Raw genomic sequence first — 20,542 nt, 5'->3', positions numbered from 1 at the left:
TATGCTGCCCCGATCACTATTTGAGCTGCCTTGATGCGTCGCCCTATCCGTTCTGCCTTGTTGTTTTCGTTGATGATTGCGCTGGCTGCCTTGCTGTTTTTTGCGGATAGGGAGTACCGCTTTGTGAAGCGCGCTTCGTTTGCCTGGCAAATGCTCTGGCAATCGGACGCGCAGCAGACGGTTGGTCTTGATCGCTACAAGGTCGAGATAGAAGGGCAGGTGATCGAAGGGCTTGAGGATGATGTCTCGGCCCTGAGCTACGACCCGGATCGCAAAAGCCTGTTCACGGTGACCAACCAGAAGAACGAAATGGTCGAGCTGAGCCTCGATGGTCGTATCCTGCGACGTATTTCCTTGAACGGTTTCGGCGATTCCGAAGCCATCGAGTACATCAGCCCTGGTGTTTACGTGATCAGCGACGAGCGCCAGCAGCGTTTGCTCAAGGTTCATGTCGACGACACTACCCGCACCCTCGATGCCGCCGATGCCGTGCAACTGACATTGAGCATCGACGTGGGTCGCAACAAGGGTTTTGAAGGTCTGGCCTACGATATCAAGGGCCAGCGACTGTTTATCGCCAAGGAAAGCGAGCCGGTACAGATCGTCGAAATACGCGGTTTCCCCCAGAGCAGTAACAACCTGGGCGTCATCTTCGATAGAAAGCGCGATGCAGGCCTGTTTGTGCGCGACATGTCCAGCCTGTACTTCGATGCCCCGACGGGCCACTTGCTGCTGATGTCCGATGAATCGAAAAAGATTCTGGAGCTCAATGACGAAGGCCGCCCGATTGCCAGCGCTTCCTTGAAAAAGGGCCAGCTGGGTTTGAGCAAGGACGTGCCACAGGCCGAGGGTTTTACCCTGGATGAAGAGGGGACGCTCTACGTGGTGAGCGAGCCGAATCTGTTCTACAAGTTTCGCAAGCCATAAGCCTGGTTCAGGCCAGAGTCCCTCGACGGGAGCTCTGGCCTCACTGACCGCGGCTTAGCGAGTCAGGGTTTTCACGCCTTCGGCAGTACCCAGCAACAGCAGGTCTGCGCCGCGCTCTGCGAACAGGCCGTTGGTGACCACGCCCACGATGGCGTTGATCGCGGTTTCCAGCTCCACCGGGTTGGTGATGCTCATGTTGTGTACGTCGAGAATGATATTGCCGTTGTCGGTCAATACGCCTTCACGATAAACCGGGTCGCCGCCCAGCTTGACCAGTTGACGGGCAACATGGCTGCGCGCCATCGGGATCACTTCGACCGGCAGCGGGAATGCGCCCAGTACCGGCACCAGCTTGCTGCCGTCTGCGATGCAGATGAAGGTCTTGGCCACAGCGGCCACGATCTTCTCGCGAGTCAGCGCCGCGCCACCGCCCTTGATCAGGTTCAGGTGCTCGTCGCTTTCGTCGGCGCCGTCGATGTAGAACTCCAGATCGCTGACCGTATTGAGTTCATAGACCGGAATGCCATGGCTCTTGAGGCGGGCAGCGGTGGCTTCGGAGCTGGCTACCGCGCCATCGAAGGAGGCCTTGTGTTTGGCCAGCGCATCGATGAAGCAGTTGGCCGTGGAGCCGGTGCCGACACCGATGATGCTCTTGTCGTCGATCTTGGGAAGAATGAAATCGACAGCGGCTTGAGCCACGGCCTGTTTGAGTTGATCCTGGGTCATGCTGGCTCCACGGTGCCAAAGGTGCAAAAAGGGGCCGCATTATAGCGATGACTGCGCCGCAAAGCCCCGTCATTCGTATGGTCGTTCATCGGAGTGCAGAGTAGACTTCTCGGTCTTGCTCCCTTCGCCAGTGATATCGCCCCGATGCTCGAACAGTACGTCAAGAAAATCCTCACTTCCCGCGTCTATGACGTCGCTGTCGAAACCCCGCTGCAGGGCGCCCGCCAGCTTTCCGAGCGGCTGGCCAACCAGATATTGCTCAAGCGCGAAGACCTGCAACCGGTGTTCTCTTTCAAGATTCGCGGCGCCTATAACAAGCTGGCACAACTGAGTCCTGAGGAACTGGCTCGCGGCGTGGTGACGGCTTCGGCAGGCAATCATGCCCAGGGGCTGGCGCTGGCAGCCAAGGTGTTGGGCATCAAGGCCACCATCGTCATGCCCAAGACGACGCCCGAAATCAAGGTCGAAGGCGTCCGCTCCCGAGGCGCCCAGGTGGTGCTGCATGGCGACTCCTTCCCGGAAGCTTTGGCTTACTCCCTCAAGCTGGTGGACGAGCAAGGTTTTGTTTATATCCATCCTTACGATGACCCTGACACCATTGCCGGACAAGGCACGGTGGCCATGGAAATCCTGCGCCAGCAACCGGGCCAACTGGACGCCATTTTCGTTCCGGTGGGCGGTGGCGGCCTGATTGCGGGCATCGCGGCCTACGTCAAATACCTGCGTCCGGACATCAAGGTCATCGGTGTCGAACCGGACGACTCCAACTGCCTGCAAGCCGCCATGGCAGCGGATGAGCGGGTGGTGCTGAATCAGGTCGGGCTGTTTGCCGATGGCGTGGCAGTGGCGCAGATCGGCCATCACACTTTCGAGGTCTGCCGTCACTACGTCGATGAAGTCATCACCGTCAGCACCGATGAAATCTGCGCGGCCATCAAGGACATCTACGACGACACCCGCTCCATCACCGAACCCGCCGGTGCGCTGGGCGTGGCGGGCATCAAGAAGTATGTGGAGCAACGTGGCATCAGCGGCCAGACCTTGGTGGCCATCGATTCCGGTGCCAACGTCAACTTCGACCGCCTGCGCCATGTGGCCGAGCGCGCCGAGCTGGGTGAAGGTCGCGAAGCCATCATCGCCGTGACCATTCCCGAGCAGCCGGGCAGCTTCAAGGCCTTCTGTCAGGCCATCGGCAAGCGCCAGATCACTGAATTCAACTACCGCTACCACACCGACCGCGAGGCCCATATCTTCGTCGGCGTACAGACCCACCCGGACAACGACCCGCGCAGCGCCTTGATTTCAAGCCTGACAGAGCAAGGGTTCCCGGTGCTGGACCTCACCGACAACGAACTGGCCAAGCTGCATATCCGCCATATGGTCGGCGGGCATGCCGAGCGGGTCAGCGATGAAGTGGTGCTGCGTTTCGAGTTTCCGGAGCGGCCGGGTGCGCTGTTCAACTTCCTGAGCAAACTGGGCGGGCGCTGGACCATCTCCATGTTCCACTACCGCAACCACGGCGCCGCCGATGGTCGCGTGGTGGCCGGGCTGGTGGTGCCGGAAGAAGAACGGCATCTGGTGGGCGCAGCGCTGGACGAGATTGGCTATCCGTATTGGGATGAGAGCCAGAATCCGGCGTATAGGCTGTTTCTGGGTTAAGCGATCCGTTGGAGCGAATTCATTCGCGATGACATTATTGAAGGCACTACATTTTCTTAGGATGTACCCCTTCGCGAATGAATTCGCTCCCACAGAGTTAGTCGGGATGGGGACATTGATGCTGCTACGCTCAATAAAGCTTCGCCTGCGAGGGATGGCATAACGTGGAATACATCACAGCGCTGAAAACCCTGCATATAGCCGCAATCACGCTATGGCTGCTAGGTGCCTTGGGTCTGGCTTTCCGGGTCATCAAGACGCGGGCTCATGACCGCCTGCTGCAACGCCCGACCCTGTTCGTCTGGCTGTTGATGGCTGTCTGCCTGGCGGTTCTGCCGTTCAGCGGCTGGTGGCTGGTTCATCTGCTCGGCTTGTCACTGGGCCAGACCTGGGTGCTGGCCAGTAGCGTGCTTTATGTCCTGGGGCTTTTCAGCTGGGTCTGGCTGGTGAGTCGGCTGGCCGGCAAGGCGGGCAGACTGAGGTTCACCCTGGCGCTGGCGGTCATTACCAGCGCCTGCCTTATAGCGATTGCCGGCTTGATGGTCTTCAAACCGGCTTGATCGCCGCATTCATCCGCGCAGTGAAATCACCTGCCAGCCGCGTTTTTCTGCTTCTGCACGCAGTTTCGGGTCCGGGTCCACGGCCACTGGATGGGCAACCTGCTCCAGAAGTGGCAGGTCGTTCATGGAGTCGCTGTAGAAATAGCTGCCTTCCAGACTGAATGCATGCTCTTCAAGCCAATGATTGAGCCGGGTCACCTTGCCTTCACGGAAGCAGGGTATACCTGTAGTGCGCCCGGTATAGCGCCCGTCGACCAGCTCGCATTCGGTCGCCAGCAGGGTGTCGATCCCCAGGCGGGCGACGATCGGGGCGGTCACGAAGCGGTTGGTGGCGGTTATGACCACCAGTTTGTCGCCTGCGTCACGGTGTTTGGCGATCAGTTCCAGCGCTTTGGGCAGTACGATGGGTTCGATGCAGTCGCGCATGAAGTCCCGGTGCCATTCATCGAGCTGAGCCATTTCGGTCCGGCCCAGGATTTCGAGGCTGAAATTCAGGTAGTCGGTCAGGTTGAGCGTGCCGGCCAGGTAGTCTTCATAGAATGCGTCGTTGCGCGTCTTGTAGGCCACGGCATCGAGGATGCCGCGTTCGCACAGGTAATCGCCCCAGGCGTGATCGCTGTCACCGCCCAGAAGTGTGTTGTCGAGGTCGAATAAAGCCAGGCGCATGTGGTTACTCGCTGAAATAACTGAAAAAAGAGCACAAGAATACGAGGTTTTCACAAGACTTCACATAAGGTGCTTAGGCTCGTTGCTGCTTTGAGCGCCTTTGTGGAACAATGCGGCGACATGCGTTTGCGAGGTTGTTGCCGTGATCGACCCCGATGGTTTCCGTCCTAATGTCGGGATTATTCTGACAAACGATGCTGGTCAGGTCCTATGGGCTCGGCGTATTAACCAAGATGCCTGGCAGTTTCCACAGGGTGGAATAAACCCTCAGGAGACGCCGGAAGAGGCGCTGTATCGCGAATTGAATGAAGAGGTCGGGCTGGAACGACAGGATGTGCAGATTCTGGCCTGTACCCGCGGTTGGTTGCGTTATCGTCTGCCGCAGCGACTGGTCCGTACCCATAGCCAACCGCTATGCATCGGCCAGAAACAGAAGTGGTTTCTCCTGCGCCTGATCTCCAACGAGCAGCGGGTGCGGATGGATTTGACCGGTAAACCGGAGTTCGATGGCTGGCGTTGGGTCAGCTATTGGTACCCGTTAGGCCAAGTGGTGACATTCAAGCGCGAGGTGTATCGACGCGCACTCAAAGAGCTTGCCCCGCGCCTTTTATCGCGCGACTGACACGGAGTTCGACCCCGAGCCATGCTCAATACGCTGCGCAAGATCGTCCAGGAAGTAAACTCTGCCAAGGATCTCAAGGCGGCGTTGGGCATTATTGTGTTACGCGTCAAGGAGGCCATGGGCAGCCAGGTCTGCTCGGTCTATCTGCTTGACCCCGAAACCAACCGTTTCGTGCTGATGGCTTCCGAGGGTCTGAACAAACGCTCCATCGGCAAGGTGAGCATGGCGCCGAACGAGGGCCTCGTAGGTCTGGTCGGTACTCGCGAAGAACCGCTGAACCTCGAAAACGCCGCCGATCACCCCCGTTACCGCTACTTTGCCGAAACCGGTGAAGAGCGTTATGCCTCTTTCCTTGGCACGCCGATCATCCACCACCGTCGTGTGGTGGGCGTGTTGGTGATCCAGCAAAAGGAGCGGCGTCAGTTCGACGAAGGGGAAGAAGCCTTCCTCGTCACCATGAGTGCCCAACTGGCAGGCGTCATCGCCCATGCCGAAGCCACTGGCTCGATCCGCGGTCTGGGTCGCCAGGGCAAGGGGATTCAGGAGGCCAAGTTTGTCGGCGTGGCCGGCTCGCCCGGTGCGGCCGTGGGTGTGGCGGTGGTCATGCTGCCACCCGCCGACCTGGAAGTGGTCCCGGATAAAGTCGTCACTGATATCGATGCCGAACTGGCCCTGTTCCAGAATGCGCTGGAAGGCGTGCGCAATGACATGCGCACCCTTTCGGCCAAGCTGGCGACCCAGTTGCGTCCCGAAGAGCTGGCGCTGTTCGATGTCTACCTGATGATGCTCGATGACGCTTCGCTGGGCAGCGAAGTGACCAACATCATCAAGACCGGCCAATGGGCGCAGGGTGCCTTGCGTTCGGTGGTGAACGAGCACGTCAACCGTTTCGAGCTGATGGACGACGCCTATCTGCGCGAGCGTGCATCGGACGTGAAGGACCTGGGCCGTCGTTTGCTGGGTTACCTGCAGGAAGCCCGGCAACAGGCGCTGGTCTACCCCGATAACACCATTCTGGTCAGTGAAGAACTGTCCCCGGCCATGCTCGGCGAAGTGCCGGAAGGCAAGCTGGTCGGTCTGGTGTCGGTACAGGGTTCGGGTAACTCCCACGTGGCGATTCTGGCGCGGGCCATGGGCATTCCCACGGTCATGGGCCTTGTGGACTTCCCTTATTCCAAGGTGGATGGCATCGACCTGATCGTCGATGGCTACCACGGTGAAGTCTTCACCAACCCCAGCGACATCATGCGCCAGCAGTTCACCAAGGTGGTGGAGGAGGAGCGCCAGCTGTCCCAGGGGCTTGATGCCCTGCGCGAGCTGCCTTGCGTGACGCTGGATGGTCATCGCATGCCGCTGTGGGTCAACACCGGCCTGCTGGCCGACGTTGCCCGCGCCCAGCAGCGTGGCGCCGAAGGTGTCGGTCTGTATCGCACCGAAGTGCCGTTCATGATCAACCAGCGTTTCCCGAGCGAAAAGGAACAGCTGGCCATCTACCGTGAACAACTGGCGGCCTTCCATCCGCTGCCGGTGACCATGCGCAGCCTGGATATCGGTGGCGACAAGGCGCTGTCCTACTTCCCGATCAAGGAAGAGAACCCGTTCCTGGGCTGGCGTGGCATTCGTGTCACCCTCGACCACCCGGAAATCTTCCTGGTCCAGACCCGCGCCATGCTCAAGGCCAGTGAAGGCCTGAACAACCTGCGCATTCTGTTGCCGATGATTTCCAGCACCCATGAAGTGGAAGAGGCTTTGCACCTTATTCACCGGGCCTGGGGCGAAGTTCGCGACGAAGGCACCGATGTGCCGATGCCGCCTGTGGGCGTCATGATCGAAATTCCGGCTGCGGTCTATCAGACCCGCGACCTGGCCCGTCAGGTGGACTTCCTGTCTGTAGGCTCCAACGACCTGACCCAATACCTGCTGGCGGTTGACCGCAACAACCCGCGAGTGGCCGATCTATACGATTACCTGCACCCGGCGGTGCTGCAGGCGCTGCAAAGCGTGGTGCGTGACGCCCATGCCGAAGGCAAGCCGGTGAGTATCTGCGGTGAGATGGCGGGCGACCCTGCTGCTGCGGTGTTGTTGATGGCGATGGGTTTCGACAGCCTGTCGATGAACGCCACCAACCTGCCGAAAGTGAAATGGATGCTGCGTCAGATCAACCTGAGCAAGGCCAAGGAACTGCTGGCCCAGTTGATGACCAACGACAACCCGCAAGTCATCAGCAGCTCCCTGCAACTGGCACTGCGCAACCTGGGCCTGTCCCGGATGATCAATCCGGGGTCGGTCAAGGGGCATTGAGGCCACTCCGTGCAGACTGTGTGGGAGACTGTGGGAGCGAATTTATTCGCGAAAGGCCTGAAACATATCGCCTTCAACGACGTCTCGCGGATAAATCCGCTCCTACGGAATTCATGATTCATCCATCGCCCACGCCTAGAGCATCCTGCCGGGCTCCGGTAACATGCCCGACTGATTTCTACGGGGTAGCCCAGGACCGCCGGTGCCGACAGGTGCAATAAGTTTTCATGATCGCGGGCTGGCACGATGTCCCCTTATCGCCGCATAGTCTGGCTTCGTGCATGGGCGTCTGTTCCCTGATTTAACCGCTTTTGTATCTGGTCGCTCGCAAGAGCGTGCCCATTGAGGAGTTGCAATGCTGCCTTACCCGCAGATTGACCCGGTAGCCGTATCGCTCGGCCCGCTGCAGATTCACTGGTACGGACTGATGTATTTGGTCGGCATAGGGGGCGCATGGCTGCTTGCGTCGCGTCGCCTGAACGCTTTCGACCCGACCTGGACCAAGGAAAAACTCTCGGACCTGATTTTCTGGCTGGCCATGGGTGTCATTGTCGGCGGGCGTCTGGGTTATGTGCTGTTCTACGATCTGTCGGCCTACCTCGCCAATCCGTTGCTGATCTTCGAAGTATGGAAAGGCGGTATGGCCTTCCACGGTGGATTTGTCGGCGTGATGCTGGCGGCCTGGTGGTTCGGCAGACGCAATGGCAAGACCTTCTTCCAGTTGATGGACTTCGTTGCACCGCTGGTGCCGATCGGCCTGGGCGCCGGGCGTATCGGCAACTTCATCAATGCCGAGTTGTGGGGCAAGCCAAGCGATGTGCCATGGGCCATGGTCTTCCCGCCGTTCAGCGACCCTGCGCAACTGGCGCGTCATCCGTCGCAGCTGTATCAGTTCGCCCTTGAGGGTGTGGCGCTGTTCATCATCCTCAACCTTTATGCACGCAAGCCGCGCCCGACCATGGCCGTTTCCGGCATGTTCGCCCTGTTTTACGGGATCTTCCGTTTCATCGTCGAGTTCGTCCGCGTACCGGATGCGCAACTGGGCTATCTGGCGTGGGGCTGGGTCACCATGGGCCAGATCCTTAGTCTGCCGATGATCATCGCGGGTCTGGCCATGATCTGGTTGGCCTACAAGCGCGAGCCGACTGCCAAGCAGCCCGTGTGAAAACTACTACGCTCGGTCATGCTGCGTTGAAAACAGGCTCGGAATGCTCATTTACACCCAGTAAACTCCGCTTCCTCGCCTGTTTTCGCCTTGCCTGGCCTTCGCTCGCTACGTTTTCACACGGGCTGCAAAGCAGTGGTTTAATACTGAAACGCCGGGCGATGCTGCCCGGCGGATTCAAGGATGCAGGTAATTTATGAAGCAATATCTTGAACTCGTCGCCCATGTGATCAAGCACGGGACCTTGCAGTCCAACCGCACCGGGGTGAATACCATCAGTTTCCCCGGCGCGATGCTGCGTTATGACCTTCAGGAAGGTTTCCCGGCGATCACGACCCGGCGCATGGCTTTCAAGTCGGCTATCGGTGAAATGGTCGGTTTTCTGCGCGGTGCCAACAGTGCGGCCGAGTTTCGTGAGCTGGGCTGCAAGGTCTGGGATCAGAATGCCAACGAGAATACCCAGTGGCTGAACAACCCGTTCCGCAAGGGCGAGGATGACCTGGGCGAGATCTACGGCGTGCAGTGGCGCAAATGGCCGGCCTACAAGCGCATCGCGACCTGTAATGCGGCGGCGATCGAGCTGGCGGTCAGCCAGGGCTACAAGCAGATTGCCGAGTCCGAAGAGGACGGCGAAAGCTTTGTGGTGCTGTACAAGGCCATCGACCAGATTCGCCAGTGCGTCGACACCATCATCAAGGACCCGGGCAGCCGCCGTATCCTGTTCCACGGCTGGAACTGCGCGCAGCTTGATGAGATGGCTCTGCCGCCTTGCCACCTGCTTTACCAGTTGCACCCGAACCCGCAGACCCGGGAAATCTCCCTGACGCTGTACATTCGTTCAAACGATCTGGGCCTCGGGACGCCGTTCAACCTCACCGAAGGCGCTGCGCTGCTGAGCCTGATCGGTCGCCTGACCGGCTACACACCGCGCTGGTTCACCTATTTCATCGGTGATGCCCACGTCTACGAAAACCATCTGGACATGCTCAACGAACAGCTCACCCGTGAGCCGTTCCCGATGCCGAAGCTCGTGATCTCGGACCGCGTGCCCGAGTTCGCCAAGACCGGTGTCTACCAGCCTGAGTGGCTGGAGCTGATCGAACCTTCCGACTTCTCGCTGGAAGGCTACGAACACCACCCGGCCATGACGGCGCCGATGGCGGTTTGAGTCCTCTTCGCGAATAAATTCGCTCCTACGGTAGGAGCGAATTTATTCGCGAACGCTTCAATGCCCATGACTCTTGCCCACATGTGACGGTTCGCCTTCGGCTGTCGCCACGGCGCCGGTCACTTCCAGCCGTTCCAGAATCCCGCAATGTTCCGACTGGCCGTCGCCGCAGCGACGACGCAGGTCCAGTAGCTGTTCCTGCAGGACTTGCAGGCTGGCGATGCGGGCGTTGACGTGTTCGATGTGTTCGTCGATCAACGCATTGACGCTTTCGCACTGGTCCTGCGGGCTGTCGCGCAGGCTGAGCAGGCTGCGGATTTCTTCCAGCGTCATGTCCAGGCTTCGGCAGTTGCGGATGAACGACAGGCGTTCCACATGTGCCTGGGTGTACAGACGGTAATTGCCGTCGCTGCGGGCCGGCGCAGGCAGCAGGCCTTCGCGCTCGTAATAACGAATGGTTTCGACCTGAGAATCCGTCAGCTTTGCCAGTTCACCGATTTTCATGTGTTTCATCTCGTTTGAGCGCTTGACCCTATAGTGGCTACAGGGTGTTCACTTGGCAACAAGTAGATCCAGGGAGCCGACCATGGGCCAGATTACAAAGATTTCTCCGCCGCACGACGACCACAAGCATGAGCACAAGCACGCCCATTCCTGCTGTTCCGGCGCAGCCGCGCCTGCCACTGTCACGTTTGACGAGGCACCGGCAGCCGGTGGGCGTCTGAGCAGCTTTCGCATCGAGCAGATGGATTGCCCGACCGAGCAGACGCTGATCCAGAACAAGCTGGGCAAGCTGCCGGGTGTGCAAAAGCTGGAGTTCAACCTGATCAATCGCATTCTTGGCGTCTGGCATGACCTGCCGACAACCGAGCCGATTCGTGAGGCCATCGGTTCGCTGGGCATGCAGGCCGAGCCCATCGAGGAAGGCGCGAGCCAGGATGCCCCGGCGACATCTGCGCCGAAAAAACACTGGTGGCCTCTGGCGCTGTCCGGTGTGATGGCGCTGGGTGCGGAAATCGTCCATTTCGCTGCGCTTGGACCGACCTGGGTCGTGGCGTTGCTGGCCATTGTTTCGATCCTCAGTTGCGGCCTGACCACCTATAAAAAGGGCTGGATCGCGCTCAAGAACTTCAACCTCAATATCAATGCCCTGATGAGCATCGCGGTGACCGGCGCGGTCCTGATCGGCCAGTGGCCTGAAGCGGCGATGGTGATGTTCCTGTTCACCGTGGCCGAACTGATCGAAGCCAAATCCCTGGACCGTGCCCGTAATGCCATCAGCAGCCTGTTGCAGCTGACGCCGGATGTGGCAACCGTCAGGCAGAGTGATGGAAGCTGGGTTGAAACCGAGGTCAAGAGCGTCGAGCTGGATGCCATCGTGCGGGTTCGGCCGGGTGAGCGGATCGGCCTGGATGGCGAGGTGGTTTCGGGTAACTCGACCATCGATCAGGCACCGATTACCGGTGAAAGCCTGCCTGTGGAAAAAAACGTGGGCGACAAGGTCTTTGCCGGCACCATCAACCAGTCCGGTTCTCTGGAATATCGGGTGACAGCCGCGGCGAGCCATTCCACGCTGGCGCGGATCATTCATGCAGTGGAAGCGGCTCAGGGTGCGCGCGCGCCGACTCAGAGCTTCGTCGACAGCTTTTCGCGGATCTACACCCCGGTGGTTTTCCTGATCGCACTGGCCGTGGCCCTGATCGCGCCGCTGTTCTTCGGCGGTGCCTGGTTCGACTGGATCTATCGGGCGCTGGTGCTGCTGGTCGTGGCCTGCCCGTGTGCCCTGGTGATTTCCACGCCTGTGACCATCGTCAGCGGTCTGGCTGCTGCGGCGCGCAAGGGGATTCTGATCAAGGGCGGCGTCTATCTGGAAATGGGCCGCAAGATTGATTATCTAGCTCTGGACAAGACTGGCACCATCACCCACGGCAAACCGGTGCAGACCGACTATCTGCCGCTGGATACGACCTTGGCCGACAGCGCGCAACTTATCGCTGCCAGCCTGGCCGGTCGCTCCGATCACCCGGTTTCCCAAGCCATCGCCAAGGCGTCCGGGGCAGGGCAGAGTTTGCATGAGGTCAGTGCGTTCGAGGCATTGCCGGGGCGTGGTGTGAAAGGCGAGATCAATGGCCAGCTCTACCATCTGGGCAACCATCGTCTGGTCGAAGAACTGGGGTTGTGCTCGCCCGAGCTGGAAGCCAGGCTCGATGCGCTGGAAATACAGGGCAAGACCGTGGTGCTGTTGCTGGATACCTCAGGTCCGCTGGCGCTCTTCGCGGTGGCCGATACGGTCAAGGACAGCAGCCGCGAGGCTATCGCCCAGTTGCACGAGCTTGGCATCAAGACCCTGATGCTGACCGGTGACAACCCGCATACCGCCAAGGCCATCGCTGCACAGGTGGGAATCGATCAGGCAGAGGGCAACCTGCTGCCTGTGGATAAGTTGCAGTCCATTGAAGGCCTGTATGCCCGCAATCATCGTGTAGGCATGGTGGGCGATGGCATCAACGACGCGCCTGCGCTGGCACGTTCCGAGATCGGTTTTGCCATGGCTGCGGCGGGCACCGATACCGCCATCGAAACCGCCGATGTCGCCCTGATGGACGACGATCTTCGCAAGATCCCGGCGTTTATCCGGTTATCACGCAACACCTCGGCGATTCTCAAGCAGAACATCGCGTTGGCGCTGGTCACCAAGGTGTTTTTCCTGGGGATTACCTTTGCGGGGATGGCGACCATGTGGATGGCAGTGTTTGCCGACATGGGCGTGAGTTTGCTGGTGGTGTTCAATGGGTTGCGATTGCTCAGGAAGTGAGCAGGGTTGGAGCTTTTCGCGAATAAATTCGCTTGTATGGTAGAGCTTGAAGGGGTGGTGGGACGAACAATTCGCATCTGACTGCAGCCACAGTACAGACCGTGGGAGACCTCGCCTCACCCCTTCCACCAAAAGCGCCGATAAAGAATGCTTCGTTCAAGCGACGATAGAAACAAGCCTGCGCCTCTGGGTGAACCCCCTCAAGCCGTAAAACCTTAGCGTGGAGAAGTGCCCATGGCAATGCGCGTTTCGCAGTCAATCGTGGGCGTGGATGTTGCCAAGATTGAACTCGTTACCTATCAGGCAGACCTGGATCTGCTCACCTCGATAGCCAATGAAAAGCCCGCCATAAAGCGCTGGCTCAAAACGTTGCCGAGGCCCACCGCCATTGCTGTTGAGGCGACCAATATTTATCACGTCGATCTGGTCGAGCTGGCTTACGAGTCTGGTTTTGACGTCTACATCATCGACGGTTTTCAACTGAGCAATTACCGTAAAGGCATTGGTGGTCGTAGCAAAACGGACGCTTCCGATGCTCGGCTTCTGGCCCGTTTTCTGAAAAACGAAGGCGAAGATCTACGCCCCTGGACCCCGCCTCCAGCCGTCTATGGCAAGCTGCAAAGCCTTCTGCGCCGCAGGGCTTCGCTGGTTCAGGCCAAAACCAGCCTGACCCAGAGCTGGGCAAATGACGCCAGTTTGAAAGCCGCCTTCGCAGCTTTCCTCAAGTCCATCGAGCGGCTGGACCTGTTGATCCAGAAGAAGCTCAAGGAGGTCTTGCGCGAAGCCGGCCTGCTGGAGCAAGTCGCCCGATGCCAAGCTGTCGAAGGCATCGGTTTTCTGACCGCGACCGCTCTGGTCATGGCTTACAGCCGAGGCGACTTCACGAGTAGCGATTCATACATCGCCTTTTTGGGCATGGACCTGAGGGTGACTGACTCAGGCCAAAAAAATGGCCGCCGATCCCTGACCAAGCGAGGTTGCTCGGAGATCCGCCGATTGCTGCACAACGCCGCCATGTCCGCGAGCCGATCAAGTGCCTGGAAAGAGTTTTACGACCATCATCGCAGCCGTGGAAAAGCGACCACACAAGTGCTCGTCATGCTCGCTCGTAAACTCGCTCGGGTGGCATTCGCCCTGATGAAGAATCAGAGCGAATATCAAACCAAAGGGTGGGTTATGGCTTGATCACAACCATAGAATCTCCCACACACACATATCAAGTGGGAGCGGATTTATCCGCGAAAGCCATCAACCAAACCTCTCCTGCCCCCACGTAACAAACGTCTCCAGCAACGCCTTCAGCACCTCTTGGGTCGGTGCCGCAAGGTCAGGGCGATAGTGGAAGGGAGCGAACTCTTCCATGTAGGTGCTCTGCGCCAGTTCCAGCTGGACGGCGTGGATGTTGTTGGCCGGGTCGCCGTAATGGCGGGTGATATGGCCGCCCTTGAAGCGACCGTTTAGCACATGGCTGTAGTCCTTGGCCGCTGCACACACGCTTTCCAGCCTGCCTGCCAGTTGCGGATCACAACTGGCGCCGTTGAAGGTGCCGAGGTTGAAGTCCGGCAGGCGACCGTCGAACAGGTGCGGGACGTGGCCACGGATGGAGTGGGCATCGAACAGCAATGCATAACCGAACTCATCCCGCAGACGTTGCAGCTCTTGCTCCAGGGTCTGGTGGTAAGGCACCCAGATCTGTTGCAGGTAGCTGGCCCGCTCGGCCGCGTCGGGTTCCTGACCTTCCTTGAACAGCGGCACGCCGTCGAACAGGATCGACGGAAACAGTCCGGTCGTCGCACCGGCATACAGCGGTTTGTCGTCGGACGGGCGATTGAGGTCGATGACGAAGCGCGAATACTCCGCAGCCAGGGTGCTGGCCCCAAGCTCCGCCGCAAAGTCATAAAGACGCGGGATATGCCAGTCGGTATCGGGCAGGCTCAAGGCTTCGTCCACCAGCCCGGCTTCGACTGCCGGTGTCAGCTTCAGGCCCGCATGAGGCATGCTGATCAGCAGCGGGACGCGACCACGCTTGAATGTCAGAACGTTATCCACAGGGCTCTCCTTCAGATCGATGATTCGACGCCATGGCGCACGATGCGTTTATCCAGGTCGCCGCCCAGCCAGTAGGCCAGATCGGCAGGGCGTTCGATGTTCCAGGCGACGAAGTCCGCCACCTTGCCGGTTTCCAGCGAGCCATGGGTCTTGTCCAGACCCAGTGCCTTGGCCGCATTGAGGGTGACGCCCGCCAGTGCTTCTTCGGGTGTCATGCGAAACAGCGTGCAGGCCATGTTCAGCATCAACCGCAGCGACAGGCCGGGCGAGGTGCCGGGGTTCAGGTCGGTGGAGATGGCGATGGGCACACCATGCTTGCGCAGGGCATCCATTGGCGGCAGCTGGGTTTCGCGCAGGAAGTAATAGGCGCCCGGCAGCAGCACCGCGACGGTTCCGGCAGCCGCCATGGCAATGGCGTCGTCTTCGGTCATGAACTCCAGATGGTCCGCCGACAAGGCCTGATAACGCGCCGCAAGGCTGGAACCGCCCAATGCCGACAGTTGCTCGGCGTGGAGTTTCACCGGCAAGCCCAGTTGCCGGGCGGTGATGAACACCTGCTCGACCTGCGCAGGCGAAAACGCCAGGTACTCGCAGAACGCATCCACGGCATCCACCAGACCTTCCGCAGCCAGTGCCGGAAGCATTTCGGCGCAGATATGCCGGATGTAATCGTCGGCGCGGTTGGTGTATTCCGGGGGCAGGGCGTGGGCGGCCAGACAGGTGCTGCGCACGGTGACCGGCAGGCTGTCGCCCAGACGACGGATCACCTTGAGGATCTTGCGTTCGCTTGGCAGGTCCAGGCCATAGCCGGACTTCATCTCAACGGTGGTCACGCCGTCCCGGAGCAGATGCTTCAAGCGTCGCTCGGCACTGGCGAACAGTTCGTCCTCGCTGGCGGCTCGTGTCGATCGCACGGTGCTGGCAATGCCGCCGCCTGCAGCGGCGATCTCGGCATAGCTCACACCTTGCAGGCGCTGCTCGAATTCGCCGCTGCGATTACCGCCGAACACCGTGTGGGTGTGGCAATCGATGAGGCCCGGCGTGACCCAGGCTCCGCCCAGGTCTACGGTGCTGCCAAAGCCGGATTCCGGCAGTTCGCTTTGAGGCCCGATCCACTGGATGACAGTTCCAGAAGTCACGATGGCGGCATCCTCGATGATCGAGTAGTTGCCTTGCGCCATGGTTGCGATGTGACAGTTCTTCCAGAGTGTTGTCATCCCGGACCTCCTTGAGTCATTGGGTAGTTTGGGCGTTTCGCGGTCTTATCCACAGGTAGTAGGCGATGACCAGCAGCACAATCCAGATCGCGCCGACGATCAGCGCAGCCCGGTTGTCCGGGAAATAGCCCAGCACGCCGAAGATGAACAGCATGAAGACGATGGCGGCAGCCGGGCCATAAGGCCAGAACGGTACCGGGAACTTCAGTTGTGCGGCTTCTTCGCGGCTCATGGAGCGGCGCATCGCGACCTGGGTCAGCAGAATCATCAGCCACACCCAGACCGTGGCGAAGGTGGCCAGGGAGGCGATCAGCAGGAAGACGTTCTTCGGGATCAGGTAGTTGAGCAGCACGCCAGCCAGCAGCGTCACGCCCATGACCACGACTGTCATCCATGGCACGCCCTGGCGCGACAGTCTGGCAAAGCCGGCCGGTGCCTGACCTTCGAGGGCCATGCCATACATCATGCGGCCCGCGCCGAAGATGTCGCTGTTGATGGCGGAGACTGCAGCCGAGATCACAACGATATTGAGGATGGTTGCCGCCGACGCGATGCCCAGATTGTCGAAAATCTGCACGAACGGGCTGCCTTGAGTGCCGATCTGTGGCCATGGGTAAATGGACATCAGCACAAACAGGGTCAGGACGTAGAACAGCAGAATGCGCAGCGGCACGGCATTGATGGCCTGTGGCAGCGTGCGTTGCGGGTTCTTGGCTTCGCCCGCCGTGATACCGATGATTTCGATACCGCCGAACGCGAACATCACCACGGCCAGCGAGGCGATCAGACCACCGATGCCATTGGGCATGAAACCGCCGTGGGCCCAGAGGTTGCTGATTCCGATGGCATTGTCGCCAGTGGATGAGCCGATGCCGAACAGCATGATGCCGAAACCGGCCACGATCATCGCCACGATGGCGCCGACCTTGAGCAGCGACAGCCAGAACTCGGTTTCACCAAACACCTTGACGTTGCACAGATTGAGCGCGCCTATCAGGAACACGATGCCCAGCACCCAGATCCAGCGCGGCACTTCCGGGAACCAGAAGCCCATGTAGATCCCGAACGCGGTGACATCGGCCAGACAGACGATGATCATCTCGAACGCGTAGGTCCAGCCCAGCACGAAGCCCGCCAGAGGGCCGAGGTAACGGCTGGCGTAATGGCTGAACGAGCCGGAGGTCGGGTTATGCACGGCCATTTCACCCAGGGCGCGCATCACCATGAAGACTGCTGCACCACCGATCAGATAAGCCAGCAGGACCGCAGGCCCCGCTTGCTGGATTGCGGCGGCCGAGCCATAGAACAACCCTGTGCCGATGGCAGAGCCCAGAGCCATGAAGCGAATGTGGCGGGCGGATAACCCGCGTTTCAAACCAACTGTTGACGTCATTTCCGTCCATCTCATTACTGGGTATGGCAAATAGCTGCGAGAACACCTGCTTCCGGCTTCCCGCAGCGAACTACCATTGCGAGCCCTGCCAGGCTCGCGGTAAATCACAGACTGGGTAGCAGACGTGCAGGAACCAACGGGTTCAGGCAAGTTGAGGACAATAGCTGGCTGGCAGCTTCTATGTCCGGTGCAAAAAAACGGTCCTTCTCATAGGGCGGTACTTTGCTGCGCAGCAAGGCGCGGGCCTGCTCCAGTTTCGGAGAGGTTTTGAGGCCGTTGCGCAAGTCCAGACCCTGGCATGCAGCCAGCCATTCTACGGCAAGAATCCCGCGAACGTTTTCTGCCATTTCCCACAACCGCTTGCCGGCAGCCGGAGCCATGGAAACATGGTCCTCCTGGTTGGCCGAAGTCGGCAGGCTATCGACGCTGTGGGGATGGGCCAGAGCCTTGTTTTCACTGGCCAGGGCGGCCGCTGTGACCTGGGCGATCATGAAGCCGGAGTTGACCCCGCCGTTGGCCACCAGGAACGGCGGCAACTGCGACATGTGCTTGTCCATCATCAGCGAGATGCGGCGTTCGCTCAGGGAACCGATCTCCGCGATGGCCAGCGCCAGGTTGTCAGCGGCCATGGCAACGGGCTCGGCGTGGAAGTTGCCGCCGGAAATCACATCGTTTTCGGCTGCGAACACCAACGGGTTGTCGGAAACGGCGTTAGCCTCGATCTCCAATACCTCGGCGGCCTGACGCAACTGGGTCAGGCAGGCACCCATGACTTGTGGCTGGCAGCGCAGGGAGTAGGGGTCCTGGACCTTGTCGCAGTTGCGATGGGATTCGGACACTTCGCTGCTTTCCCCCAGCAGGTCGCGATAGCAGGCGGCGGCATCGATCTGGCCACGCTGGCCGCGAGCGGCATGAATACGGGCGTCGAAAGGCGAGCGCGAGCCGAGCACGGCTTCAACGGTCAGGGCGCCGCAGGCCATGGCGCCCGCGAACAGGTCCTCGCCCTCGAACAGGCCACGCAATGCGAAGGCCGTGGAAACCTGGGTCCCGTTGAGCAGGGCCAGACCTTCCTTGGCAGCCAGGGTCAGAGGTTTCAGGCCAGCCACTTCAAGCGCATCGACGGCATCGAGCCATTCGCCCTTGTAGCGAGCCTTGCCTTCACCCAGCAGCACCAGCGACATATGAGCCAGCGGTGCCAGATCGCCGGATGCGCCTACCGAGCCCTTGAGCGGGATATGCGGATAGACCTCGGCATTGATCAGGGCGATCAGGGCATCGATCACCACGCGCCGGATGCCGGAGAAACCACGGCTCAGGCTGTTGACCTTGAGCACCATGACCAGACGTACCAGTTCGTCGCTGATCGGCTGCCCGACACCGGCGGCATGAGACAGCACCAGGGAACGCTGCAGGTTTTCCAGATCCTCGCTGGCGATGCGGGTCGAGGCCAGCAGGCCGAAACCGGTGTTGATGCCATAGGCCGTGCGGTTTTCGGCCAGGATGCGTTCAACGCAGGCCACGCTGTCGTCGATCTGCTGATCGGCACTGCTATCGAGCTTCAGCGTTACCGGTTGCTGATAGATCGCTCGCAGTTGCGCCAGCGTCAGTTGGCCGGGGATCAGATTCAATGACTTGGCAGAGGGTTTGGTCACGATGCAGCTACTCCTTGATTGATGTCAGGCGGTTGCTCTTTTGAAGCAGGCCGCCTTGCAGCCCTGTTGTTATGGGGTTGTCGTCTGGTTACGACAGTGCCGGAAAATCCTCTCCAGCACTTCTTCGTTCTTGAGGACGGTGACGCTGCTGGCAATATCCGGAGCCAGCCAGCGGTCTTCGTCGTAAGCAGGAATCTGTTCACGCAATGCACGCCAGGCCATGTCGGTGCCTGCCCCGAAGCGCTGTTGCTTGAGAAATTCAAACGCCTGGGCCGCCAGCAGGTATTCGATGGCCAGGATCTGTGTCGCGTTACTCACTACCTTGTGCAGCTTCAAGGCGGCGCTGGTGCCCAGGCTCAAGTGATCTTCCTGCAGGCCAGAGGTGACGTAGTTGTCGACCACGGCCGGTTGGGCCAACTGGCGGTTTTCTGCACACAACGATGCGGCCACGTACTGGACGATCATCATTCCCGAGTTGACGCCCGGCTGGCTGACCAGAAACGCCGGCAAGCCGCTGACGGCCGGGTTGATCAGTCGATCCAGACGCCGCTCGGCAATCGAACCCAGCTCCGCCACCGCCACGCACAGCAGATCCGCCGCCATGGCGACGGACTGGCCGTGAGGGTTGGCTTGCGACACCACGCGGTAATTCTCGGGTGTGCCCAGCAGCAACGGGTTATCGGTGACCGCATTCAGCTCGGTTTCGACCTGCTTGATCGCATGGGCCAACTGGTCCCGCGTGGCGCCGTGCACCTGCGGGATCGAGCGTATGCTCAGTGCGTCCTGGGTGCGGATACCCTGGCTGCTGGCGAGCACTTCACTGCCCGCCAGCAGATTGCGCAGGTTTCTGCCGACCTGCTGCATACCCGGATGGGGCTTGAGGGCGATGATGGTTTCGTCGAAGGCATCGAGCTGGCCGCGCAGCGCTTCAAAGGTCATGGCCCCGATCACATCGGCCCATTGCGTCAGGCGTGTGGCGTCGGCAATGGCCAGACAGCTCAGGCCGGTCATGCAGGGTGTGCCGTTGACCAGACACAATCCATCCTTGGCGCCCAGTTCAACGGGGTGCAGACCTGCTTCGCTCAAGGCCTGCTGCGCTGGAACGATGTGTCCGCCATAGCTGACCTGACCCACGCCCAGCAGCGCGATGCCGACATGCGCCATGTGGGTCAGATAACCCACCGAGCCCTGCGACGGCACTTGCGGCGTGATGCCGTGGTTGAGCAAGGCCAGCAGCGCCTGCACAACCTGCCGATGGATGCCGGACTTGCCCTGGCTGTAGTTGAGAATCGCGGCACAGATGATTGCCCGCGTTTGCTCGTCGGGCAGCGGTGCGCCTACGCCACAGGCATGGCTGAGCAAGGTGTTGCGCGACAGGCGACTGAGTTGTTCGTCTGCCAGTGAGACATTGCACAACGCACCAAGGCCGGTGTTCACGCCGTAGGCCCGTTCGCCGCTGGCGACGATGCGCTGGACGATGGCCTGGGCATTGTCGATGCGAGCCCAGGCACTTTCCGACAGCGTCAGTTGCGCGCCATCACGGGCGACGGCCACCACGTCCTGCCAGCCTGTCGGGGCATCACCGAAAACGATCTGTTCTGCTCGTTGCATCGACACAATCC

General features: G+C 60.1%; 17 protein-coding genes. 9 read left to right on the top strand and 8 right to left on the bottom strand.

Annotation, left to right across the window (positions count from 1 at the left end; all coding sequences use genetic code 11):
- Positions 1–33: 33 nt before the first annotated feature.
- Positions 34–927, top strand: coding sequence for an SdiA-regulated domain-containing protein (locus tag KQP88_RS23590; protein ID WP_216704326.1), 894 nt, complete (start codon positions 34–36; stop codon positions 925–927).
- A 54-nt stretch (positions 928–981) separates the two neighbouring features.
- Here KQP88_RS23590 and rpiA read toward each other — a convergent pair whose 3' ends face one another.
- The gene (rpiA, locus tag KQP88_RS23585; RefSeq protein ID WP_200993765.1) at positions 982–1,653 is read right to left on the bottom strand and encodes a ribose-5-phosphate isomerase RpiA; all 672 of its coding nucleotides are present in this window, start codon (positions 1,651–1,653) and stop codon (positions 982–984) included.
- A 144-nt stretch (positions 1,654–1,797) separates the two neighbouring features.
- Here rpiA and ilvA point away from each other — a divergent pair, with 144 nt between their 5' ends.
- On the top strand, positions 1,798–3,312 hold the full coding sequence (ilvA, locus tag KQP88_RS23580) for a threonine ammonia-lyase, biosynthetic (protein ID WP_216706034.1): 1,515 nt from the start codon (positions 1,798–1,800) through the stop codon (positions 3,310–3,312).
- A gap of 164 nt (positions 3,313–3,476) precedes the next feature.
- Positions 3,477–3,872: a DUF2269 family protein gene (locus KQP88_RS23575; protein ID WP_216704325.1), complete on the top strand. Its 396-nt coding sequence runs from the start codon at positions 3,477–3,479 to the stop codon at positions 3,870–3,872.
- Between the two features lie 9 nt (positions 3,873–3,881).
- Here the strand turns inward: KQP88_RS23575 and KQP88_RS23570 are convergent, their stop codons facing one another.
- A complete protein-coding gene (locus KQP88_RS23570) occupies positions 3,882–4,538 on the bottom strand; it encodes a histidinol-phosphatase (protein WP_216704324.1) in 657 nt (218 codons plus the stop codon).
- Between the two features lie 142 nt (positions 4,539–4,680).
- Between KQP88_RS23570 and KQP88_RS23565 the strand changes: the two genes are divergently transcribed.
- From KQP88_RS23565 to KQP88_RS23550, 4 genes are all read left to right on the top strand, one after another.
- Complete coding sequence (locus tag KQP88_RS23565; RefSeq protein WP_200993762.1) at positions 4,681–5,160, top strand: RNA pyrophosphohydrolase; 480 nt, start codon at positions 4,681–4,683, stop codon at positions 5,158–5,160.
- Positions 5,161–5,181: 21 nt separating this feature from the next.
- Entirely contained in the window at positions 5,182–7,461 is a 2,280-nt protein-coding gene (ptsP, locus tag KQP88_RS23560) for a phosphoenolpyruvate--protein phosphotransferase (RefSeq protein ID WP_025262355.1), read from the top strand.
- A gap of 355 nt (positions 7,462–7,816) precedes the next feature.
- Positions 7,817–8,626, top strand: a complete 810-nt coding sequence (lgt, locus tag KQP88_RS23555) for a prolipoprotein diacylglyceryl transferase (protein ID WP_216704323.1) — start codon at positions 7,817–7,819, stop codon at positions 8,624–8,626.
- Between the two features lie 196 nt (positions 8,627–8,822).
- A complete protein-coding gene (locus KQP88_RS23550) occupies positions 8,823–9,794 on the top strand; it encodes a thymidylate synthase (RefSeq protein ID WP_216704322.1) in 972 nt (323 codons plus the stop codon).
- A 57-nt stretch (positions 9,795–9,851) separates the two neighbouring features.
- On the opposite strand, the gene cadR is transcribed toward KQP88_RS23550, so the two are convergent.
- Complete coding sequence (gene cadR, locus KQP88_RS23545) at positions 9,852–10,298, bottom strand: Cd(II)/Pb(II)-responsive transcriptional regulator (RefSeq protein WP_216704321.1); 447 nt, start codon at positions 10,296–10,298, stop codon at positions 9,852–9,854.
- 82 nt (positions 10,299–10,380) lie between these two features.
- Between cadR and KQP88_RS23540 the strand changes: the two genes are divergently transcribed.
- Positions 10,381–12,609: a heavy metal translocating P-type ATPase gene (locus KQP88_RS23540; RefSeq protein WP_216704320.1), complete on the top strand. Its 2,229-nt coding sequence runs from the start codon at positions 10,381–10,383 to the stop codon at positions 12,607–12,609.
- Between the two features lie 234 nt (positions 12,610–12,843).
- Positions 12,844–13,794 carry an IS110 family transposase gene (locus KQP88_RS23535; RefSeq protein ID WP_216703476.1) on the top strand — a complete coding sequence of 317 codons (951 nt, stop codon included), beginning with the start codon at positions 12,844–12,846 and terminating at the stop codon, positions 13,792–13,794.
- 63 nt (positions 13,795–13,857) lie between these two features.
- Here KQP88_RS23535 and hutG read toward each other — a convergent pair whose 3' ends face one another.
- From hutG to hutH (KQP88_RS23510), 5 genes are all read right to left on the bottom strand, one after another.
- A complete protein-coding gene (gene hutG, locus KQP88_RS23530) occupies positions 13,858–14,658 on the bottom strand; it encodes an N-formylglutamate deformylase (RefSeq protein ID WP_216704319.1) in 801 nt (266 codons plus the stop codon).
- An 11-nt stretch (positions 14,659–14,669) separates the two neighbouring features.
- Positions 14,670–15,875 carry an imidazolonepropionase gene (gene hutI, locus KQP88_RS23525; RefSeq protein ID WP_216704318.1) on the bottom strand — a complete coding sequence of 402 codons (1,206 nt, stop codon included), beginning with the start codon at positions 15,873–15,875 and terminating at the stop codon, positions 14,670–14,672.
- 16 nt (positions 15,876–15,891) lie between these two features.
- Complete coding sequence (locus tag KQP88_RS23520; RefSeq protein WP_216704317.1) at positions 15,892–17,268, bottom strand: amino acid permease; 1,377 nt, start codon at positions 17,266–17,268, stop codon at positions 15,892–15,894.
- 104 nt (positions 17,269–17,372) lie between these two features.
- Complete coding sequence (hutH, locus tag KQP88_RS23515) at positions 17,373–18,920, bottom strand: histidine ammonia-lyase (protein WP_216704316.1); 1,548 nt, start codon at positions 18,918–18,920, stop codon at positions 17,373–17,375.
- Positions 18,921–18,989: 69 nt separating this feature from the next.
- Positions 18,990–20,531 carry a histidine ammonia-lyase gene (gene hutH / locus KQP88_RS23510; protein WP_216704315.1) on the bottom strand — a complete coding sequence of 514 codons (1,542 nt, stop codon included), beginning with the start codon at positions 20,529–20,531 and terminating at the stop codon, positions 18,990–18,992.
- Positions 20,532–20,542: the final 11 nt, after the last annotated feature.

Source organism: Pseudomonas lijiangensis (genome assembly GCF_018968705.1).
Taxonomy (GTDB): domain Bacteria; phylum Pseudomonadota; class Gammaproteobacteria; order Pseudomonadales; family Pseudomonadaceae; genus Aquipseudomonas; species Aquipseudomonas lijiangensis.
Note: the sequence above shows the minus strand (reverse complement) of the source record. Positions and strands in the feature narration are given on the sequence as shown.